This is a genomic window from Streptomyces sp. NPDC001204 (assembly GCF_053598035.1).
Genome location: NZ_JBSFJL010000025.1, coordinates 42,593 through 59,760 on the forward strand (window position 1 = coordinate 42,593; position 17,168 = coordinate 59,760).

At 71.4% G+C, this 17,168-nt stretch carries 16 protein-coding genes; 10 read left to right on the top strand and 6 right to left on the bottom strand.

The features are described 5' to 3' along the window. The first annotated feature begins 104 nt into the window (after positions 1-104). From ACWC91_RS28825 to ACWC91_RS28845, 5 genes are all read left to right on the top strand, one after another. Entirely contained in the window at positions 105-1,373 is a 1,269-nt protein-coding gene (locus ACWC91_RS28825; RefSeq protein ID WP_450641943.1) for an ABC transporter substrate-binding protein, read from the top strand. 19 nt (positions 1,374-1,392) lie between these two features. Continuing rightward, positions 1,393-2,307: a carbohydrate ABC transporter permease gene (locus ACWC91_RS28830; RefSeq protein ID WP_225078515.1), complete on the top strand. Its 915-nt coding sequence runs from the start codon at positions 1,393-1,395 to the stop codon at positions 2,305-2,307. Next, positions 2,304-3,227, top strand: coding sequence for a carbohydrate ABC transporter permease (locus tag ACWC91_RS28835; RefSeq protein ID WP_141363769.1), 924 nt, complete (start codon positions 2,304-2,306; stop codon positions 3,225-3,227). Before ACWC91_RS28830 ends, ACWC91_RS28835 begins: the two co-directional genes overlap by 4 nt. A 58-nt stretch (positions 3,228-3,285) precedes the next feature. Beyond that, positions 3,286-3,483: a hypothetical protein gene (locus ACWC91_RS28840; RefSeq protein ID WP_225078516.1), complete on the top strand. Its 198-nt coding sequence runs from the start codon at positions 3,286-3,288 to the stop codon at positions 3,481-3,483. Positions 3,484-3,623: 140 nt separating this feature from the next. After that, a complete protein-coding gene (locus tag ACWC91_RS28845) occupies positions 3,624-4,664 on the top strand; it encodes an NUDIX hydrolase (protein ID WP_225080010.1) in 1,041 nt (346 codons plus the stop codon). A gap of 9 nt (positions 4,665-4,673) precedes the next feature. Here ACWC91_RS28845 and ACWC91_RS28850 read toward each other — a convergent pair whose 3' ends face one another. Next, positions 4,674-5,744 (bottom strand): protein kinase family protein, encoded by a 1,071-nt coding sequence (locus tag ACWC91_RS28850; RefSeq protein ID WP_450641913.1) that lies wholly within the window; start codon positions 5,742-5,744, stop codon positions 4,674-4,676. A gap of 159 nt (positions 5,745-5,903) precedes the next feature. Beyond that, positions 5,904-7,259 (bottom strand): dipeptidase, encoded by a 1,356-nt coding sequence (locus ACWC91_RS28855; RefSeq protein WP_225080008.1) that lies wholly within the window; start codon positions 7,257-7,259, stop codon positions 5,904-5,906. Positions 7,260-7,476: 217 nt separating this feature from the next. On the opposite strand from ACWC91_RS28855, the gene ACWC91_RS28860 reads away from it, so the two are divergent. Further along, positions 7,477-8,721, top strand: a complete 1,245-nt coding sequence (locus ACWC91_RS28860) for a geranylgeranyl reductase family protein (RefSeq protein WP_450641915.1) — start codon at positions 7,477-7,479, stop codon at positions 8,719-8,721. Here the strand turns inward: ACWC91_RS28860 and ACWC91_RS28865 are convergent. Then, positions 8,711-9,127: a nitroreductase family deazaflavin-dependent oxidoreductase gene (locus ACWC91_RS28865; protein WP_450641945.1), complete on the bottom strand. Its 417-nt coding sequence runs from the start codon at positions 9,125-9,127 to the stop codon at positions 8,711-8,713. The two genes, ACWC91_RS28860 and ACWC91_RS28865, sit on opposite strands and share 11 nt — an antisense overlap. A 190-nt stretch (positions 9,128-9,317) precedes the next feature. Between ACWC91_RS28865 and ACWC91_RS28870 the strand changes: the two genes are divergently transcribed. From ACWC91_RS28870 to ACWC91_RS28880, 3 genes are all read left to right on the top strand, one after another. Then, on the top strand, positions 9,318-10,007 hold the full coding sequence (locus tag ACWC91_RS28870) for a TetR/AcrR family transcriptional regulator (RefSeq protein WP_225080006.1): 690 nt from the start codon (positions 9,318-9,320) through the stop codon (positions 10,005-10,007). A gap of 139 nt (positions 10,008-10,146) precedes the next feature. Further along, complete coding sequence (locus ACWC91_RS28875; RefSeq protein ID WP_450641918.1) at positions 10,147-11,379, top strand: sensor histidine kinase; 1,233 nt, start codon at positions 10,147-10,149, stop codon at positions 11,377-11,379. After that, complete coding sequence (locus ACWC91_RS28880; protein WP_141363819.1) at positions 11,376-12,041, top strand: response regulator transcription factor; 666 nt, start codon at positions 11,376-11,378, stop codon at positions 12,039-12,041. Before ACWC91_RS28875 ends, ACWC91_RS28880 begins: the two co-directional genes overlap by 4 nt. On the opposite strand, the gene ACWC91_RS28885 is transcribed toward ACWC91_RS28880, so the two are convergent. Together ACWC91_RS28885 and ACWC91_RS28890 are read right to left on the bottom strand one after the other, a co-directional pair. Then, positions 12,002-12,286 carry a DUF6332 family protein gene (locus ACWC91_RS28885; protein WP_225080004.1) on the bottom strand — a complete coding sequence of 95 codons (285 nt, stop codon included), beginning with the start codon at positions 12,284-12,286 and terminating at the stop codon, positions 12,002-12,004. The genes ACWC91_RS28880 and ACWC91_RS28885 overlap by 40 nt on opposite strands. 53 nt (positions 12,287-12,339) lie before the next feature. Next, entirely contained in the window at positions 12,340-13,077 is a 738-nt protein-coding gene (locus ACWC91_RS28890) for a maleylpyruvate isomerase family mycothiol-dependent enzyme (protein ID WP_225080024.1), read from the bottom strand. Between the two features lie 166 nt (positions 13,078-13,243). Here ACWC91_RS28890 and ACWC91_RS28895 point away from each other — a divergent pair, with 166 nt between their 5' ends. After that, entirely contained in the window at positions 13,244-15,754 is a 2,511-nt protein-coding gene (locus ACWC91_RS28895) for an ATP-dependent Clp protease ATP-binding subunit (RefSeq protein WP_225080023.1), read from the top strand. 36 nt (positions 15,755-15,790) lie between these two features. On the opposite strand, the gene ACWC91_RS28900 is transcribed toward ACWC91_RS28895, so the two are convergent. Next, entirely contained in the window at positions 15,791-17,077 is a 1,287-nt protein-coding gene (locus ACWC91_RS28900) for a cytochrome P450 (protein ID WP_281154177.1), read from the bottom strand. Between the last annotated feature and the right edge of the window lie 91 nt (positions 17,078-17,168).

The window sequence follows — 17,168 nt, forward strand, 5'->3', positions numbered from 1 at the left end:
CAACCCTCTCGTTCGGTTGTGTTGGGTGGCACCCCGAGGAGGGGGATATGGCGCAGTCATCGTTCAACCGACTCATCCCGCCGACAGATGAAGCAGGACATCCGATCTCCCGGCGCAATGTTCTGCAGGGTGCGGCCGTCGGAGCGGGCATGGTCACACTTCCCGCCCTGCTGTCCGCCTGCGGTTCCGGACCCGGTGGAGGCAAGAACGAGGTCACCGTCGGGTCGAACGCATCGGACGCGGTACCGAAGAAGGCGTACGCGGCGGCGTTCGACGCCTACCGGAAGCAGTCCGGCAAGAAGGTCAAGGTCAACACCAAGGACCACAACGACTTCCAGGAGAACATCAACCGGTATCTCCAGGGCCGGCCCGACGACGTCTTCATGTGGTTCGCCGGGTACCGCATGCAGTACTTCGCGGAGAAGGGGCTGCTGACCGACATCAGTGACGTGTGGTCGTCCTTCTCCGGGTTCTCCGACGCCCTCAAGGCACAGTCGACGCACGACGGCCGGCAGTTCTTCGTGCCGTACTACTACTATCCGTGGGCCGTCTTCCACCGGACCAGCCTGTTCCAGCAGAAGGGCTACCAACAGCCCAAGAACTGGGACCAGTTCATCGCGCTGGCCAAACAGATGTCCAAGGACGGCACCCCGGTCGCCTTCAGCGACAAGGACGGCTGGCCCGCCATGGGCACCTTCGACTACATCAACCTGCGCCTGAACGGATACGACTTCCACAAGTCCCTGATGGCGGGCCAGGAGGCGTGGACCGACAACCGGGTGAAGAAGGTCTTCGACACCTGGCGCGAACTCATGCCGTACTACCAGAAGGGCGCCCTCGGCCGGACCTGGGAGGAGGCCGGGCAGAGCCTTCAGCAGCGCAGGACAGGCATGGCCGTCTTCGGCATGCCTCACCCCGGCAGCCAGTTCCCGGAGAACGAGCGCGACGACATCGACTTCTTCGCGTTCCCCGAGATCGACCCGCAGTACGGCCAGGACGCCGTGGAGGCGCCCATCGACGGCTTCCTCGTGGCGAAGAAGTCCAAGAACGTCGCCGCAGCCAAGGACCTGCTCAAGTGGCTCGGCACACCGAAGGCCGAGGACATCTACCTCCAGTACGACCCGAACAACGTGGCCGTCAACTCCGGCGCCGACACCTCCAAGTACAGCGCCCTGCAGAAGAAGTCCGCCGAACTCGTCTCCGGCGCGAAGCAGATCTCGCAGTTCCTGGACCGCGACACCCGCCCCGACTTCGCCTCCACCGTGATGATCCAGGCGATCCAGGACTTCATCGGCGACCCGAAGGACGTCGACGGGCTGTGCAACAGCATCGAACGGCAGAAGAAGACCATCTTCGCGCAGCCCGTCGGCTGATCACTGGGGGACATCTTCCGTGGCGCTCACCTCCCCGCGGCGCGCCGGACGGCCACGGCTGCGCCGGTTCACCCGCCGCGACCTCGCCGTCCTCGTCGTGCTGCTCGGCATACCGGTGCTGCTCGACGTCGCCATCGTCTGGGGTCCGACGCTGGCCTCCATCGGACTGTCCTTCACCTCCTGGGACGGCATCGGGGACATCCACTGGGCCGGCGGCGAGAACTACCGGAACCTCGCGGAGAACTACCCGCCGTTCTGGCCCGCGGTCCGCCACAACGTCCTCTGGCTGCTCTTCCTCGGACTGATCGCGACGCCGTTCGGACTGTTCCTGGCCGTCCTCATCGACCGGGGGGTCCGCTTCAGCCGCTTCTACCAGTCCGTGCTCTACCTGCCGGTGGTGCTCTCCCTGGCCATCGTCGGCTTCATCGCCCAACTGCTGCTGGGCACCGACCAGGGTGCGGTCAACACCCTCCTCGGCAACCACACCGACCCCGTCGACTGGCTCGGCGACTCCCGCCTCAACATCTGGATGATGATGATCGCGGCGAGCTGGCGGCACGTCGGCTACGTCATGATCCTCTACCTGGCCGGCCTGAAGTCCGTCGACCCGGCGCTGAAGGAGGCGGCGGCGATCGACGGGGCGAACGAACGCCAGACGTTCTTCCGCGTGGTCCTGCCGACACTGCGCCCGGTGAACGTCGTGGTCGGCGTCATCACGGTCATCGAGGCGCTGCGCGCCTTCGACATCGTCTACGCGGTCAACAAGGGCCGCAACGGCCTGGAACTGCTGTCGGTGCTGATCACCGACAACATCATCGGCGAGGCCAGCCGCATCGGCTTCGGCTCCGCCATCGCCGTGGTCCTGCTCACCGTGTCCCTGGGGGGCATCGTGACGTTCCTGGTCCAAGAGCTGCGAGGGGCCCGCGACCGATGACGGCAGACATCCGCACCACCGCGCCCGTGCACCGCCCGGCGCAGGCGCCCGCACGGCCGGCGGGGCCCCGGCGGCGGGGCCGCTGGGGCGTGCAGATCTTCCTGGCGGCGGTGTCGCTGGCGTTCGTCGCGCCGCTGCTGCTCGCCGTCTACGCCTCCCTGCGCCCCTACCAGGACACGGCGCAGAACGGCTACTTCTCCTGGCCCAGCCATCTGTCCTTCGCGTACTACCGCCAGGCCTACACCGAGTCCGGCATGGGCGGATACTTCGTCAACACGCTGATCATCGCGGTGCCCGCGGTGATCGTCACGCTGTTCCTCGCGGCGTTCGTGGCGTTCGCGGTCTCGCGCCTGAGACTGCGCGGCGGCCTCGTCCTGCTGATGTTCTTCACGGCGGGCAACCTGCTCCCGCAGCAGGTGATCGTCACGCCTCTCTACGTCCTGTTCAACAGGATCCCGTTGCCGTGGTGGATGTCCGACTCACTGACGATGTACGACTCCTACTGGGCCGTCATCGTCGTCAACATCGGCTTCCAGCTGGGCTTCTGCGTCTTCGTCCTGGCCAACTTCATGCGCACGCTGCCCCAGGAGATCCTGGAGGCGGCGATCGTCGACGGCGCGGGCGTGTGGACCCGGTTCTGGCGCATTACGCTGCCGCTGTGCCGACCGGCCCTCGCGGCCCTGGCCACCCTTGAGTTCACCTGGGTCTACAACGACTTCCTCTGGGCCCTGATCTTCATCTCCGACCCCGGCAAGCTCCCGATCACCTCCTCCTTGAACAACCTGCGCGGACAGTTCTTCACGGACTACAACCTGCTGGCGGCCGGATCGGTCCTGGTGGCCCTTCCGACGATCGTGGTCTTCCTGCTCCTGCAACGCCACTTCATCGCGGGACTGACGCTGGGGTCGACGAAGGGGTGAGTGCTCCCGTCGGGTGCACGAGCGTGACCCGCGGCCGGTCGGCGCAGTTGAACCGAGCATGAAGAAGCGCAGCATGCTCGCCCTCGCGTCCCTGGCCACCGGATTCGTCGTGGCCGCCGTCACGCCGTCGCACGCCGTCGACCACGACGGGCTCGGTGACCGGAGCGTGAAGGACATCGTGGGCACCGTCGACCAGGTCGTCGATCAGGAAGGCCACACGACGGACGACGACGCGTCCGGGCGTCACCACGGCTGACGCCCGTCGGCCCGGCGCGGCGCCGGCGCCCCCGTCGCGGGGGTGCCGGCGCCGTCCTGTGGACAGCCCTCAACTGGGGCTGGTTTCCGTGGCAGGGTGGAGCGGGCAAGCCACAGGGGGCCGACAGCAGAGGGGGACCCGTGATCGTCTGGATCAACGGCGCTTTCGGTGCGGGGAAGACGACCACCGCACGGGAACTGATCGAACTGATCCCGAACAGTACGCTCTTCGACCCCGAGGTCATCGGCGGTGCGCTGACGTATCTGCTGCCGCCCAAACACCTCGCCGAGGTCGGCGACTACCAGGATCTGCCGATCTGGCGGCGCATGGTGATCGACACGGCGGCCGCGATGCTCGCCGAGCTGGGCGGAACCCTCGTGGTGCCCATGACCCTGCTGCGCCAGGAGCACCGCGACGAGATCTTCGGCGGGCTCGCCGCCCGCCGCATCGCCGTACGGCACGTACTCCTCGCCCCGGCCGAAACGATCCTGCGGGAGCGGATAGCCCACCGGGAGGTCCCGCCCGACCTGCCCGACGGCGAGATACGCGTCCGCCAGTGGGCCTACGACCACATCGAGCCCTACCGGACCGCGCTGGCCTCCTGGCTCACCGCCGACGCCCACCCCGTCGACACCAGCGCCCTCACCCCGCACGAGACGGCCGTCCGCGTCGTCGAGGCCGTCAGCAGCGGTGCCGTGCCCGTCTGCGACATCGTGCAGACCCCGGAGCCCACGGCCGAGACCGTCGCCTCCGGGGTGCTCCTGTTCGACGAACGGAACCGCGTGCTGCTCGTCGACCCCACCTACAAGCCCGGCTGGGAGTTCCCCGGCGGTGTCGTCGAACCCGGCGAGGCGCCGGCCCGTGCGGGAATGCGCGAGGTCGCCGAGGAGACGGGGGTGCGGCTGGACGACGTGCCCCGGCTGCTCGTCGTCGACTGGGAGCCGCCCGCGCCCCCCGCCTTCGGCGGTCTGCGCTTCCTCTTCGACGGCGGCCGGCTGGACTCCGCGGCGGCCCAGCGGCTGCTGCTGCCCGGACCCGAACTGCGCGCCTGCCGCTTCGTCACCGAGCGGGAGGCCGCCGACCTGCTCCCACCCGTCCGCTACGCCCGGCTGCGCTGGGCACTGCGGGCCCGCGAGCGCGGCGCGGCGGTGTACCTGGAGGCCGGGGTCCCGGTCGGCTGACGCCCGGTCCTAAGCGGAACGCGTGGAATGCGCCGAATGCGTGAGGCTGTCGCCGACGCCTTGCAGTTCCTCGTACGGATAGGGGGTCAGCCTGCTCTCCTTGCGCAGACGGTCGTGGAAGGCGTTCAGACGCGCGGCGATCGGCGCGTGACGGGTCAGAAGCGCCGCGGCCGCCGCCGGGACGCCCTCGGGCCGCGCGCCTTCGGCGCAGGCGCGGACGAAGGCCCGGCGTTCCTCCAGGTCGTACGTGTACAGGGCGTTGACCAGCCAGTTCACCAGGTGCGTGACGGTGTAGGCGCGGTCGTAGCCGCGGTGGTGGCCGAAGAACTCGCGCTCCCGCCCGGTGAGCCGGAACCGGTCGCTCAGCGCGAGACCGAAGTCGGTGAGGTACAGCCGGGTGCCGTCGGTGAGGATGTTGTGGAAGTGCGCGTCCAGGTGCAGCAGCCGGTGCTCGTGCAGGAAGCCGGTGAGGGCCTCGAGGCCGGTTTCGACGAACTCGCACGCGCTGTCCGCCGCGTCGCCGCGCAGCCGGGCGGCGAGCCAGTCGTCCGCGGTGTACGGCACGTACTCAAGGAACAGGACCAGGCTCGCGGTGGCCGTGCGCAGTGCCTCGATGCGGTGCTCCACCTGCGGGGCGCCGCCCCAGTAGGCGACGGTCCGCTCCACGTCGGCCAGCAGCTCCGGCAGCGGTCCGGGCGTGTCGGGCAGCGCCCGCCAGTGGTGCAGCAGGGGGAAGCCGGGGAAGCGGCCGGAGAGCACCCAGTTCGTCGTCATGCGGTGCGCGGCGAGCTCCCGCCACGCCCCGAGTCCGGGGCTGCCGATGCCGTAGTGGAAGTAGGGCGGCAGGTCGAAGAGGTTCGCGGTCGACCGCAGGTGGTCGGTGTGCCGTTCGACGTCGGTCAGGCGCACGTACTTGACGAAGACCTGGTGGCCGTCCACGTCGACGATCGCGGAACGGCCGCCTATCCCGTTGCCGAACGGCTCGCCGCCCGCAAGGAGTTGAGCGAGTTCGCCGTCGCTGAGAAGTGAGAGGGCGGTGGCGATGTCGGTGTGTGCCGCGATGCGGGTGGAGAGGGTCATGGTCCCATCCTCATCCGGACGCCGGGCGCTCGTCGGCCCCTATTGCTTGGGAACGGCACCTCGTGGCAAGGGAGTTGAACGTCGAGGCAGTGGTGAGTGCGTCCGCGGCCCAGGATCCCGCCGTACGGCGGAGGACCTGGGCCGCGGACGGAGCGAGGGTCAGCTCGCCGCGTAGTTGCGCAGGAACAGGGCCTCCGCCACCGACAGGCGCTCCAGCTCCTCGGGGGAGACGCTCTCGTTCAGGGCGTGGATCTGCGCCTCCGGCTCGCTCAGGCCGATCAGCAGGATCTCGGCCTGCGGGTAGAGCGCGGCGAGGGTGTTGCACAGCGGGATGGAGCCGCCCTGACCGGCGTACTGCATGTCCTGGCCGGGGTAGGCGACCGCCATCGCGTCGGCCATCGCCCGGTAGGCCGGGCTGGTGGTGTCGGCGCGGAAGGCCTGGCCCTGGCCGATCTGCTCGGTGCGCACCCGGGCGCCCCACGGCGTGTGGGCCTCCAGGTGGGCCTGGAGCAGCTTGGTCGCCTCGCCCGCGTCGACGCCCGGCGGCACCCGCAGGCTGACCAGGGCGCGGGCGCCGGCCTGCACGGACGGGGTGGCGCCGACGACCGGCGGGCAGTCGATGCCGAGCACGGTGACGGCGGGGCGGGCCCAGATGCGGTCGGCGACCGTGCCGGAGCCGATCAGCTCCACGCCGTCCAGCACCTTGGCGTCCTTGCGGAACTGCTCCTCCTCGTAGGCCAGGCCGTCCCAGACGGAGTCGCCGGACAGGCCGTCGACGGTCGTCGAACCGTCCTCGGCGCGCAGCGAGTCCAGCACACGGATCAGCGCGGCGAGCGCGTCCGGGGCGGCACCGCCGAACTGGCCGGAGTGCAGGTTGCCTTCGAGGGTGTCGACCTGGATTCGGACCAGGGTCATGCCGCGCAGGGTGCTGGTGACGGTGGGCAGACCGACGCGGAAGTTGCCGGTGTCGCCGATCACGACGGTGTCGGCCGTCAGGAGTTCGGGGTGCTCCTCGGCGTAGCGCTCCAGGCCGCCGGTGCCCTGCTCCTCGGAGCCTTCGGCTATCACCTTGACGTTGACCGGGACACCGCCGTCGGCCTTCAGGGCGCGCAGGGCGAGCAGGTGCATGATGAGGCCGCCCTTGCAGTCGGCGGCGCCGCGCCCGTACCAGCGGCCGTCACGCTCGGTCAGCTCGAAGGGCGGGCTCGTCCAGCCGGCCTCGTCCAGCGGCGGCTGCACGTCGTAGTGGGCGTAGAGCAGGACCGTCCTCGCGCCCTCCGGGCCGGGCAGGTAGCCGTACACCGACTGGGTGCCGTCCGGGGTGTCGAGCAGGGCCACGTCGGTGAAGCCCTCGGCGCGCAGCGCGTCCGCGATCCAGTTCGCGGCGCCCTCGCTCTCGCTCTTCGGGTACTGGTCGAAGTCCGCCACCGACTGGAAGGCCACCAGCTCGGCGAGTTCCGCCCGTGCCCTGGGCATGAGGGAGGCGACGGTCTCGGCGACAGGATTCGACGACATGGGCACGCTCCTTGTAGGTGCGAAGGCGCACTCGTGAGTACCCAGAGTGATACTTGCGAGCACTTCTGTATTCCGGATGATCGTGTCAGCGTAGGCGCGACCCGGTGTACGGGGCACGTACGCTGCTGATCCTCCCACAGCGGCCCACTGCCGGGGCCGCCGTAGGATGCGGGAGACAGCAGCGGCAGGCGGCTTGGATCGGGAGCGGTAGACCATCGTGAGCAGCGAGAACTCTTCGGCGGACGACGTGCAGCAGGTGTGGGACGTCGTCGTGGTGGGCGCGGGACCCGCGGGGGCCTCGGCCGCCTACGCGGCGGCGGTCGCGGGGCGGCGCGTGCTGTTGCTGGAGAAGGCGGAGCTGCCCCGGTACAAGACGTGCGGCGGCGGGATCATCGGCCCCTCGCGCGACTCGCTGCCGCCCGGCTTCGCGCTCCCGCTGAAGGACCGCGTGCACGCGGTGACCTTCTCCCACAACGGCCGCTTCACCCGCACCCGCCGTTCCAAGCAGATGCTGTTCGGGCTGATCAACCGGCCCGAGTTCGACCAGCAGTTGGTCGAGCACGCGCAGAAGGCGGGCGCCGAGCTGCGGACCGGCGCCGCGGTCTCCCGGGTCGAGCAGCACGGTTCGGCGGTGCCGGACCGGCGTACGGTCGCCGTGGTGCTCCAGGGCGGTGAGACGGTGCTCGCGCGCGCGGTGGTCGGCGCCGACGGCAGCGCCGGCCGGATAGGAGCGCATGTCGGGGTGAAGGTGGACCAGGTGGACCTCGGCCTGGAGGCGGAGATCCCGGTGCCCGAGACCGTCGCCGAGGACTGGCGCGGGCGGGTGCTCATCGACTGGGGCCCGATGCCCGGCAGTTACGGCTGGGTCTTCCCCAAGGCGGACACCCTGACCGTCGGAGTGATCTCGGCGCGCGGCGAAGGCGCCGCCACCAAGCGGTACTTGGAGGACTTCATCGCCCGGCTGGGCCTGGCGGGGTTCGAACCGAGCATCTCCTCGGGGCACCTGACCCGCTGTCGCGCCGAGGACTCGCCGCTCTCGCGCGGACGGGTGCTCGTGTGCGGGGACGCGGCCGGACTCCTCGAGCCGTGGACGCGCGAGGGCATCTCCTTCGCGCTCAGGTCCGGGCGGCTCGCGGGGGAGTGGGCGGTGCGCGTCGCCGAGGCGCACGACGCGGTGGACACGCGGCGGCAGGCGCTGAACTACGCGTTCGCGATCAAGGCGGGGCTGGGCGTGGAGATGGCCGTCGGCAAGCGGATGCTCGCGGTGTTCGAGCGCCGGCCGGGCATCTTCCACGCCGTCCTGACCGGCTTCCGGCCCGCCTGGAAGGCGTTCACGGACATCACGCGGGGCTCCACCTCGCTCGGCGAGATCGTCCGCACCCATCCCATGGCCCACCGCGCCCTGACCGCGCTGGACCGGCGGCAGGCCCCGTCCGCGGCCGAGGACACGGTCAGTTCCTGACCGTGATGCGGAAGACCGGGTGGTCGGGGGCGGACGCGGTGATCTCCTCGTCGGAGGACTTCGCCGTCACGCCCTTGAAGTACCCGTCGACCTGCCAGCCCCATCTCTCCAGGTAGGTCCGCAGGATCGGGAGCTTCTCCGCGTCGGGCAGCTCCACCGCGGTGAACTCGCGGACCTTGCGCCCGACGCGCAGTTCCCCGCCGCCCGCCGCGCGCATGTTGCGCACCCACTGGGAGTGGCCGCGCGCCGAGACGAGGTACTGCCCGCCCTCGTACGTGTGCGGGTTGACCGGAATGCGTTGCGGCTCGCCGCTCTTGCGGCCGCGCACCGACAGCTCGGCCGAGCCGGCGAGGCTCAGCCCGTAGCGGGCCAGCCAGCCGATGACGCCGTTGAGGCGGACGGCCATCGGGCTGCCCTTGAGGTAGTACGGCGACGAGGACGACGAAGAGGATGAAGAAGACGACACGATGACCCCCACGGGTTCGGGAGAGCAGTGCTCTCGCTCGATGAACAGTGTGGGGTGGATCGGTGATCCAAAGCAAGAGCACTGCTCTTTTTTGTGTGCAGTGCTCTGAATTCATGGAACACTGGTCCGCATGAGCACCGCACAGGGAGCCCGCGCCCGGGCCAGGACGGAGATCACCGCGGCGATCAAGGACGAGGCCCGCAGACAGCTCGCGGCCGAGGGCGCCGCGAAACTCTCGCTGCGTGCCGTGGCCCGCGCACTCGGTATGGTCTCCTCCGCGCTGTACCGGTACTTCCCGAGCCGGGACGACCTGCTGACCGCGCTCATCATCGACGCCTACGACTCCGTGGGCGAGGCCGCGGAGGCCGCGGATGCGGACGCGTCCGGCGCCGAGCCCCTGGCGCGCTGGACCGCCGTGTGCGAGGCGGTGCGCGGCTGGGCGCTCGCGCACCCGCACGAGTACGCCCTCATCTACGGCTCCCCCGTGCCCGGCTACACCGCCCCGATGACCACCGTCCCGGCCGCGGCCCGCGTCGGTCTGGTCCTCATCGGCATCGTGCGCGAGGCCCATGAGCGGCACGGGTTGACCGTGCCGCCGCTCCCCGCCGAGCTGCGGGGCGAGGCCGAGCGGATGACCGCGGACCTCGCGCCCGGTCTGCCGCCCGAGGTGGGGGCCGCGCTCGTCGCCGCGTGGGCGCAGCTCTTCGGGCTGGTCGGGTTCGAGCTGTTCGGACAGTTCAACCGGGTGGTGGAGGACCGCGAGCCGTTCTTCCGGCACGCGGTGGTCCGGCTCGCGCACGGGATCGGCCTGGGAACCTGACCACCGCCGGCACCGGGGGCGCACCCGCGAGGGCGCGCACTTCCCGGCGTCCGCGAGGGCGCGTACTCCCCGGGAAGTACGTGTGATCACCTCGCTCGGCCGACGCCCCCGGTGGCGTCGGCCGTCTAGCGTGGCGGTCATGACGGAGCAGCGCGTACGCCGGGGCGGCCCGCCGCAGTGGTGGCGGCACGGCCCCCCGTGGTGGCACCGCGCCGGCGAGGAGGAGGCGCCCCGCCGCCGCTGGCCCTGGCTCTCCACCGCGCTGTTCACCGCCTTCGTGCTCGTCGGTACGCACTTCGCGGCCCGCAACCAGCACGGTCACCGGGAGCCCCTGGACGCCTACGGGCTCGCGCTGCTGCTCGTGACCTCGGGGCTGCTGCTGTGGCGCAAGCGGTATCCGGCGTTCGTGGTGTTCGGCACGGCGGCTTCCACCCTCGTCTACTACGCCTTCGGGTACCCGTACGGACCCGTGTTCCTGGCCGTCGCCGTCAGCTGCTTCAGCGCCGTCGTCGCCGGGCACCGCAGGGCCGCGTGGGCGTCGGTGGCCATGCTGTGGGCCGGGCACGCGCTGATCGCGCTCTGGCTGTACCGCAGGCTGCCGCCGCCCGGGGACACCGCCTCCTCCTGGGGGCAGGAACTGGTCATCGCCACCTGGGTGGTGGCCGTCGTCGCGGTCTCGGAGCTGGCCCGTGTGCGCCGCGAGCAGTGGGTCAAGGAACGCGCCGAGCGCGCCCAGGCCGCCCGGCGGCGGGCCGACGAGGAACGGCTGCGGATCGCCCGTGAACTGCACGACGTCCTCGCGCACAGCATCTCCGTCATCAACGTCCAGGCGGGCGTCGGCCTCGCCCTGCTCGACACCGACCCGGAGCAGGCGCGCACGGCGCTGACCACCATCAAGGCCGCCAGCAAGGAGGCGCTGGGGGAGGTGCGTCAGGTGCTCGACACCCTGCGTACCCCCGGCGACGCCCCGCGCGCCCCCGCGCCCGGCCTCGGCCGGCTGCCCGAGCTGGTGGACCAGGCGGCGACCGCCGGCCTCACCGTCGAGGTCCAAGGGGCGCCGCCCCGGCTGCCGCCCGGCACGGACCTGGCCGCCTTCCGCATCGTCCAGGAGGCGCTCACCAACGTCGTACGCCACTCGGGGTCGCGGCACGCACGCGTCCGTCTCGACCACGACCGCAGCGCGCTGCGGCTGCGCATCGACGACGACGGGCCCGCGACCGGGGCGGACGCCGGCGGCAGCGGCAACGGCCTGGCCGGGATGCGTGAGCGCGCCGCCGCCCTCGGTGGCACCATCGACGCGGGAGCGCGCCCCGACGGCGGCTGGCGGGTGCTCGCCGTACTGCCCCTGACGACCGAGGAGGAGAACCGGTGATCCGGGTACTGCTGGCCGACGACCAGTCGCTGGTGCGGGCAGGCTTCAAGGCGCTGCTCGACGCCCAGCCGGACATCGAGGTCGCCGGGGAGGCCGCGGACGGGGAGGAGGCCCTGCGCAAGGTGCGCGACCTGAGCCCCGACGTGGTGCTCATGGACATCCGCATGCCGCTGCTCGACGGACTGGCCGCGACCCGCCGCATCACCGGCGAGCCGCGGCTGAAGGACGTCAAGGTGGTCATGCTCACCACCTTCGAACTCGACGAGTACGTCTTCGAGGCGATCCGCTCGGGCGCCTCGGGCTTCCTGGTCAAGGACACCGAACCCGACGAACTCCTGCGCGCGGTACGGGCGGTGGTCGGCGGCGACGCCCTGCTCTCCCCGGGCGTGACGCGCCGCCTGATCGCCGAGTTCGCCGCCCGCTCCAAGGAACCGGCGGCCGCCGACGCCCTCGCGCAGCTCACCGAACGCGAACGCGAGGTGATGGCCCTGGTCGGCATCGGCCTGTCCAACGAGGAGATCGCCCGCCGGCTGGTCGTCAGCCCCCTCACCGCCAAGACCCACGTCAGCCGCACCATGGTGAAGCTCGGCGCCCGCGACCGCGCCCAACTGGTCGTCCTGGCCTACGAGTCGGGCCTGGTGCGACCGGGCTGGCTGGGCTGAGACGCCTGCCGGAAACGCACCAGCGTGCTGACGACCCGGACCGTGAAGACGACCGGCGCGAGCGCCAGGCCCGCCCCGAGGAGCACCGTGGAGACGCCCCGCGGCAGGTCGAACAGCAGCACCGGGCCGGCCACAGCCCCGAACACCACCGCCGCCGCGAACGCCGCGCTGCACAGCGCGTATCCGATCTCGATGGTCATCGCGTCCCGCTCGGCCTGACTCCGCCGTCCCCCGTGAGCTTTCATGGCCGGAGTCAAACAGCCGTGTACCCGGCGGGCAAGAGCGGCGCGGCGAGGCGTCAGACGATGCCCGACGTCTCCTGCCACAGCGTGGCGAGGGAGTGGTCTCCCGTCACGTTCGGCATCGGGACGCGGTTCCACAGGGCGAGGTACAACTGGTCGGCGGGGCCCGAGAGCTCGGTGTCGCAGGCGGTGGCCGCGGTCCGGGTGGTGACCGGTGGCTCGCCGGACAGCCGCACGGTCCACACCGCGTCCGCGTCCGTGGCGCGCACCCGCAGGAGGCGCGGTTCGCGGCTGCGGACCCGGCTGCGGGAGCGGGCGTGGAAGCCGCGCAGCAGCTCGTCGAGGCCGTCCACGGCGAAGGCCGTGCCGAGCGGGTCCGGGGTGCCGCCGCGCGCGGCCTCGGCATCGTGGCGGTGGACCGCCGTCTCGTGTGCCTGCCGCCGGGTCCAGAAGGCCAGCGGGGACGGGGACGGCGCCGGGTGGAACGTCCAGCACTCCACGTCGGCGGGCGCCGCGGCCAGCGTCTCGACGAGCAGGCGGTGACCGGCCCGGTACCAGGCCACCAGCGCGGCGCCGTCCAGGTCCGGCGGATCGCCCATCGGGCGCGGTGACGTGCGGGCGTCGGCGACGATGCCGGCGGCCCACCGGTGCACCACGCCCGTGTGCCGCAGCAGGTCCCGTACCCGCCACCCCGGGCAGGCCGGCACGGCGGCGTCGGGCCCCGCCTGCTCGGCGGCGGCCGCCAGCAGAGTGCCGTGGCGGTCCAGTGCGTGAAGGTGCGCGGCGGTCTCCATGCCGGGAGTCTGCCGGACGCGGCCCGGTTCCGGGGAGAGCCGCAGGACGCGGCTCGGCTCCGGGAGAGCCGCCTCCGGCACCGGACCGGCGTAGGCCGCGTTGCGGTACTCCATTCGGCGGGTTGGGCTGGAAGGTGACTCATTGCCCACGTTCCGGACGGCGATCATGACGATGTCCCCCTTCGGCGCCTCCTTCGGCGGCCCGGACCCGTTCTCCGAGATCCTCAACCGCTTCTTCGGCATGACGCCGGGCGCGGCGCCCCCGCAGGTGCAGCGGGTGCCGATCGGGCGGCTGCTGACCGACTCCGCGCGCGAGCTGATCAACCAGGCCACCGGGCGGGCGGCCGAGGACGGCAGCTCCGACCTGGACACCGAGCACCTGCTCTGGGCGTGCACCCAGGTGGAGCCGGCCCGCGGCCTGCTCGCCCAGGCCGGGGCCGACCCGGACCGGCTCGGGGCGGCCCTCGCCGAGGCGCTGCCCGGCGAGAGCGGCACCCCCTCCGCGCAGCCCGGCCTGACCCCGGCCGCCAAGCGGGTGCTGCTGCGCGCCTACGAGCACTCCCGCGCGGCCGGAGTGTCGTACATCGGCCCCGAGCACATCCTCGGCGCGCTGCTGGACACCCCGGGCGCCGCGGCGGCGCGTGCCCTGAGCGCCCACGGCATCGAGGCGGACCAGCTGCGCCGCAGCGCCGACACGGCGTCCCGCCCCGACACCGCGCCCGGCGGGGCCGAGCCCCCGAGCGACACCCCCACCCTCGACCAGTACGGGCGCGACCTGACCGAGGAGGCCAGGGCCGCGAAACTGGACCCGGTGGTGGGGCGGGCCATGGAGATCGAGCAGACCGTCGAGGTCCTCTCCCGCCGCACGAAGAACAACCCCGTCCTGATCGGCGAGCCGGGCGTCGGCAAGACCGCCATCGTCGAGGGGCTGGCCCAGCGGATCGTCAACGGGGACGTGCCGAAGACCCTGGAGAACAAGCGGGTGGTCGCCCTGGACCTCACCGGACTGGTGGCGGGCGCCCAGTACCGGGGCCAGTTCGAGGAGCGGCTGAAGAACGTCATCGACGAGGTCAAGGCGGCCTCCGAGTCGACGATCCTGTTCCTGGACGAACTGCACACCGTCGTCGGCGCCGGAGCCACCGGCGAGGGCTCCATGGACGCGGGCAACATCCTCAAACCGGCCCTCGCCCGCGGTGAGCTGCACGTCGTCGGAGCCACCACCCTCGACGAGTACCGGCGGTACGTGGAGAAGGACGCCGCCCTGGAGCGCCGCTTCCAGCCCGTCATGGTGCCCGAGCCGAGCGTCGAGGAGACCGTGCAGATCCTGGAGGGTCTGCGCGACTCCTACGAGGCCCACCACCAGGTCCGCTACAGCGACGACGCCCTCGTCGCCGCGGCGGAGCTGTCGGACCGCTACGTCACCGACCGGTTCCTGCCCGACAAGGCCATCGACCTGGTCGACCAGGCCGGCGCCCGGGTGCGCCTGCGGTCCCTGGGCCGGTCCACCGAGGTCATCGAGCGCGAGGACCGGCTGGCCAAGCTGCGCCGCGAGAAGGACCAGGCCGTCGCCGCCGAGGACTTCGAGCGGGCCTCCGGGCTCAAGGACCGGATCGCCGAGGTGGAGACGGAGCTGGAGGGCCTGGCCGAGCGCCGCGAGGGCGTGCTGGAGGTGACCGTCGACGACATCGCCGACGTGCTGTCCCGGCGTACCGGCATCCCCGTCTCCCAGCTGACCGAGAGCGAGAAGGCGCGGCTGCTGAAGCTGGAGGAGGCGCTGCACTCCCGGGTCGTCGGCCAGGACGAGGCCGTCACCGCGATCGCGCAGGCGGTGCGCCGCAGCCGCGCCGGCATGGGCGACCCCAACCGGCCCGTGGGCTCCTTCCTGTTCCTCGGCCCCACCGGCGTCGGCAAGACCGAACTGGCCAAGGCACTGGCCGAGTTGCTGTTCGGCGACGAGAACCGGATGGTCCGCTTCGACATGAGCGAGTTCCAGGAGAAGCACACCGTCTCCCGGCTCGTCGGTGCCCCGCCCGGTTACGTCGGCCACGAGGAGGCCGGCCAGCTCACCGAGAAGGTGCGCCGCCAGCCCTACAGCGTGCTGCTCTTCGACGAGGTGGAGAAGGCCCACCCGGACGTCTTCAACACTCTGCTCCAGGTCCTCGACGACGGCCGCCTCACCGACGCCCAGGGCCGTACCGTCGACTTCCGCAACACCGTGGTCATCATGACCTCCAACATCGGCGCCCAGCGGATCCTCGCCCACCACGGGAACGTCGCCGCCATCAAGGACCAGCTGATGGAGGACCTGCGCGGAAGGTTCCTGCCCGAGTTCCTCAACCGCATCGACGACATCATCATCTTCCACGGCCTGAGCGACGAGGACCTCGACCGGATCCTGGACCTGCTGCTGGACCACAGCCGCCGGCGGGTGCGCGCCCAGGGCCTGGAACTGGAGGTCACCGACGCCGCGAAGCGGCTGCTGGTCGCGCACGGCCACCAGCCCGAGTTCGGCGCCCGTCCGCTGCGCCGCACCATCCAGGCCGAACTCGACAACCGCATCGCCTCCCTGCTGCTGAGCGACTCGGCCGACCCCGGTGACACGATCGTGGCGGACGTCGAGAAGGACGCCCTGGTCTGCCGGGTCGAACACCCGGACGTCCCCGGCCGGATGACCTGATGAGGCAGGCGGCCGCCGGGTGGCCGCCTGCGTCCGTCAGGCGAGGGTCACGTCCACCGGCAGCCTCTTGATGCCGTTGACGAAGTTGGAGCGGACCCGGGGCACGTCCCCGGCCAGACGGATGCCGGCCAGGCGCGGGACGAGCTCCTCGAACATGATCCGGATCTCGGTGCGGGCCAGCAGGTTGCCCAGGCACAGGTGCGGGCTGCCCTTGCCGAAGGTGACGTGGTCGTTGTTCCGCCGGGTGACGTCGAAGTCGTACGGGTTGCCGAAGACCTCCTCGTCACGGTTGCCGGAGGCGAACCACATGACCACCTTGTCGCCCTCCTTGATCCGCTTGCCGCCGAGTTCGGTGTCGCGGGTGGCGGTGCGGCGGAAGTGGTACACGGGCGAGGCCCAGCGCAGGAACTCCTCGACCGCGGTGGGGATCAGCGAGGGGTCCTCCTGGAGGCGGGCCAGCTGCTCGGGGTGCTGGAGCAGGGCCAGCATGGAGTGGCTGATGGTGTGGCGGGTCGTCTCGTTGCCCGCCACCACCAGCAGCAGGAAGTAGTTGTCGAAGTCCTGCGCCGAGAGCGGCACTCCGTCCCGCGGGGTGCCGTTGACGAGCCGGGAGACCAGGTCGGTGCCGTCGCCGCCGCGCCGCTGCCGGGCCAGCTCCCGGCCGTAGGCGAAGACCTCCAGGGAGGCGGGGGAGCGGAAGGGCAGGTCGCGGTACTTCTCGCTCTCCTCGCTGTGCAGGAGAACGTCGGCGTAGTCCGGGTCGGTGTTGCCGATGATGCGGTTGCCCCAGTCGATGAGCTGCTGGTTGTCCTCCGGGGGCACGTCGAGCAGCCGGGCCAGCACGTTGATGGGGAAGTCGGCGGAGACGTCCTTGACGAAGTCGAAGGTGCCCTTGGCCAGGGCCGCGTCCAGGGTGGTCGCGGTCAGGCCGCGCAGGAAGTCGCCGTAGCTGTTGATCACGTTCGCGCCGAACTGGCGCTGGATCAGGCTGCGCAGTGCGCGGTGGCGGACCCCGTCGAGTTCGAGGATGGAGGCGCGCTTCTTGATCTGGTCGTCGTCGACCTCCTCCAGGTTGACGAACCGGGTGGAGGTGAAGGTGTCGGCGTCGCGGTCGACGCGGGCGATGTCCGCGTGCCGGGTCACGCTCCAGAAGCCGGAGTTGGGTGCCTCCTCGGGCTGCCAGTGCACCGGGTCCTCGTGGCGCAGGGTGTGGAACATGCGCCAGGGGGTGACTCCGTCGGTGAAGTTGTCCAGGTCGGCGAGGTTCACGTCGGCCAGCGGCAGAGGCTCGCGGACGGCGTCGGACAGGGTCGGGGTGGTCATGGGCGGTGTCTCCTCGGCGTCACGGGGCTCGGTGCCGGCGGGATGCGGCGTCAGGGGGCGGGGGCGGGGCGCGGTGCCACGGGTGGGGCGG

Excerpts from the sequence above, each read along its gene's own strand:
- ACWC91_RS28835 (WP_141363769.1), top strand. The coding sequence starts at position 2,304 with ATGACGGCAGACATCCGCACCACCGCGCCCGTGCACCGCCCGGCGCAG.
- ACWC91_RS28840 (WP_225078516.1), top strand. The coding sequence starts at position 3,286 with ATGAAGAAGCGCAGCATGCTCGCCCTCGCGTCCCTGGCCACCGGATTC.
- ACWC91_RS28850 (WP_450641913.1), bottom strand. The coding sequence starts at position 5,744 with ATGACCCTCTCCACCCGCATCGCGGCACACACCGACATCGCCACCGCC.
- ACWC91_RS28855 (WP_225080008.1), bottom strand. The coding sequence starts at position 7,259 with ATGTCGTCGAATCCTGTCGCCGAGACCGTCGCCTCCCTCATGCCCAGG.
- ACWC91_RS28865 (WP_450641945.1), bottom strand. The coding sequence starts at position 9,127 with ATGGCCGTCCGCCTCAACGGCGTCATCGGCTGGCTGGCCCGCTACGGG.
- ACWC91_RS28870 (WP_225080006.1), top strand. The coding sequence starts at position 9,318 with ATGAGCACCGCACAGGGAGCCCGCGCCCGGGCCAGGACGGAGATCACC.
- ACWC91_RS28875 (WP_450641918.1), top strand. The coding sequence starts at position 10,147 with ATGACGGAGCAGCGCGTACGCCGGGGCGGCCCGCCGCAGTGGTGGCGG.
- ACWC91_RS28885 (WP_225080004.1), bottom strand. The coding sequence starts at position 12,286 with ATGAAAGCTCACGGGGGACGGCGGAGTCAGGCCGAGCGGGACGCGATG.
- ACWC91_RS28890 (WP_225080024.1), bottom strand. The coding sequence starts at position 13,077 with ATGGAGACCGCCGCGCACCTTCACGCACTGGACCGCCACGGCACTCTG.
- ACWC91_RS28895 (WP_225080023.1), top strand. The coding sequence starts at position 13,244 with ATGACGATGTCCCCCTTCGGCGCCTCCTTCGGCGGCCCGGACCCGTTC.
- ACWC91_RS28900 (WP_281154177.1), bottom strand. The coding sequence starts at position 17,077 with ATGACCACCCCGACCCTGTCCGACGCCGTCCGCGAGCCTCTGCCGCTG.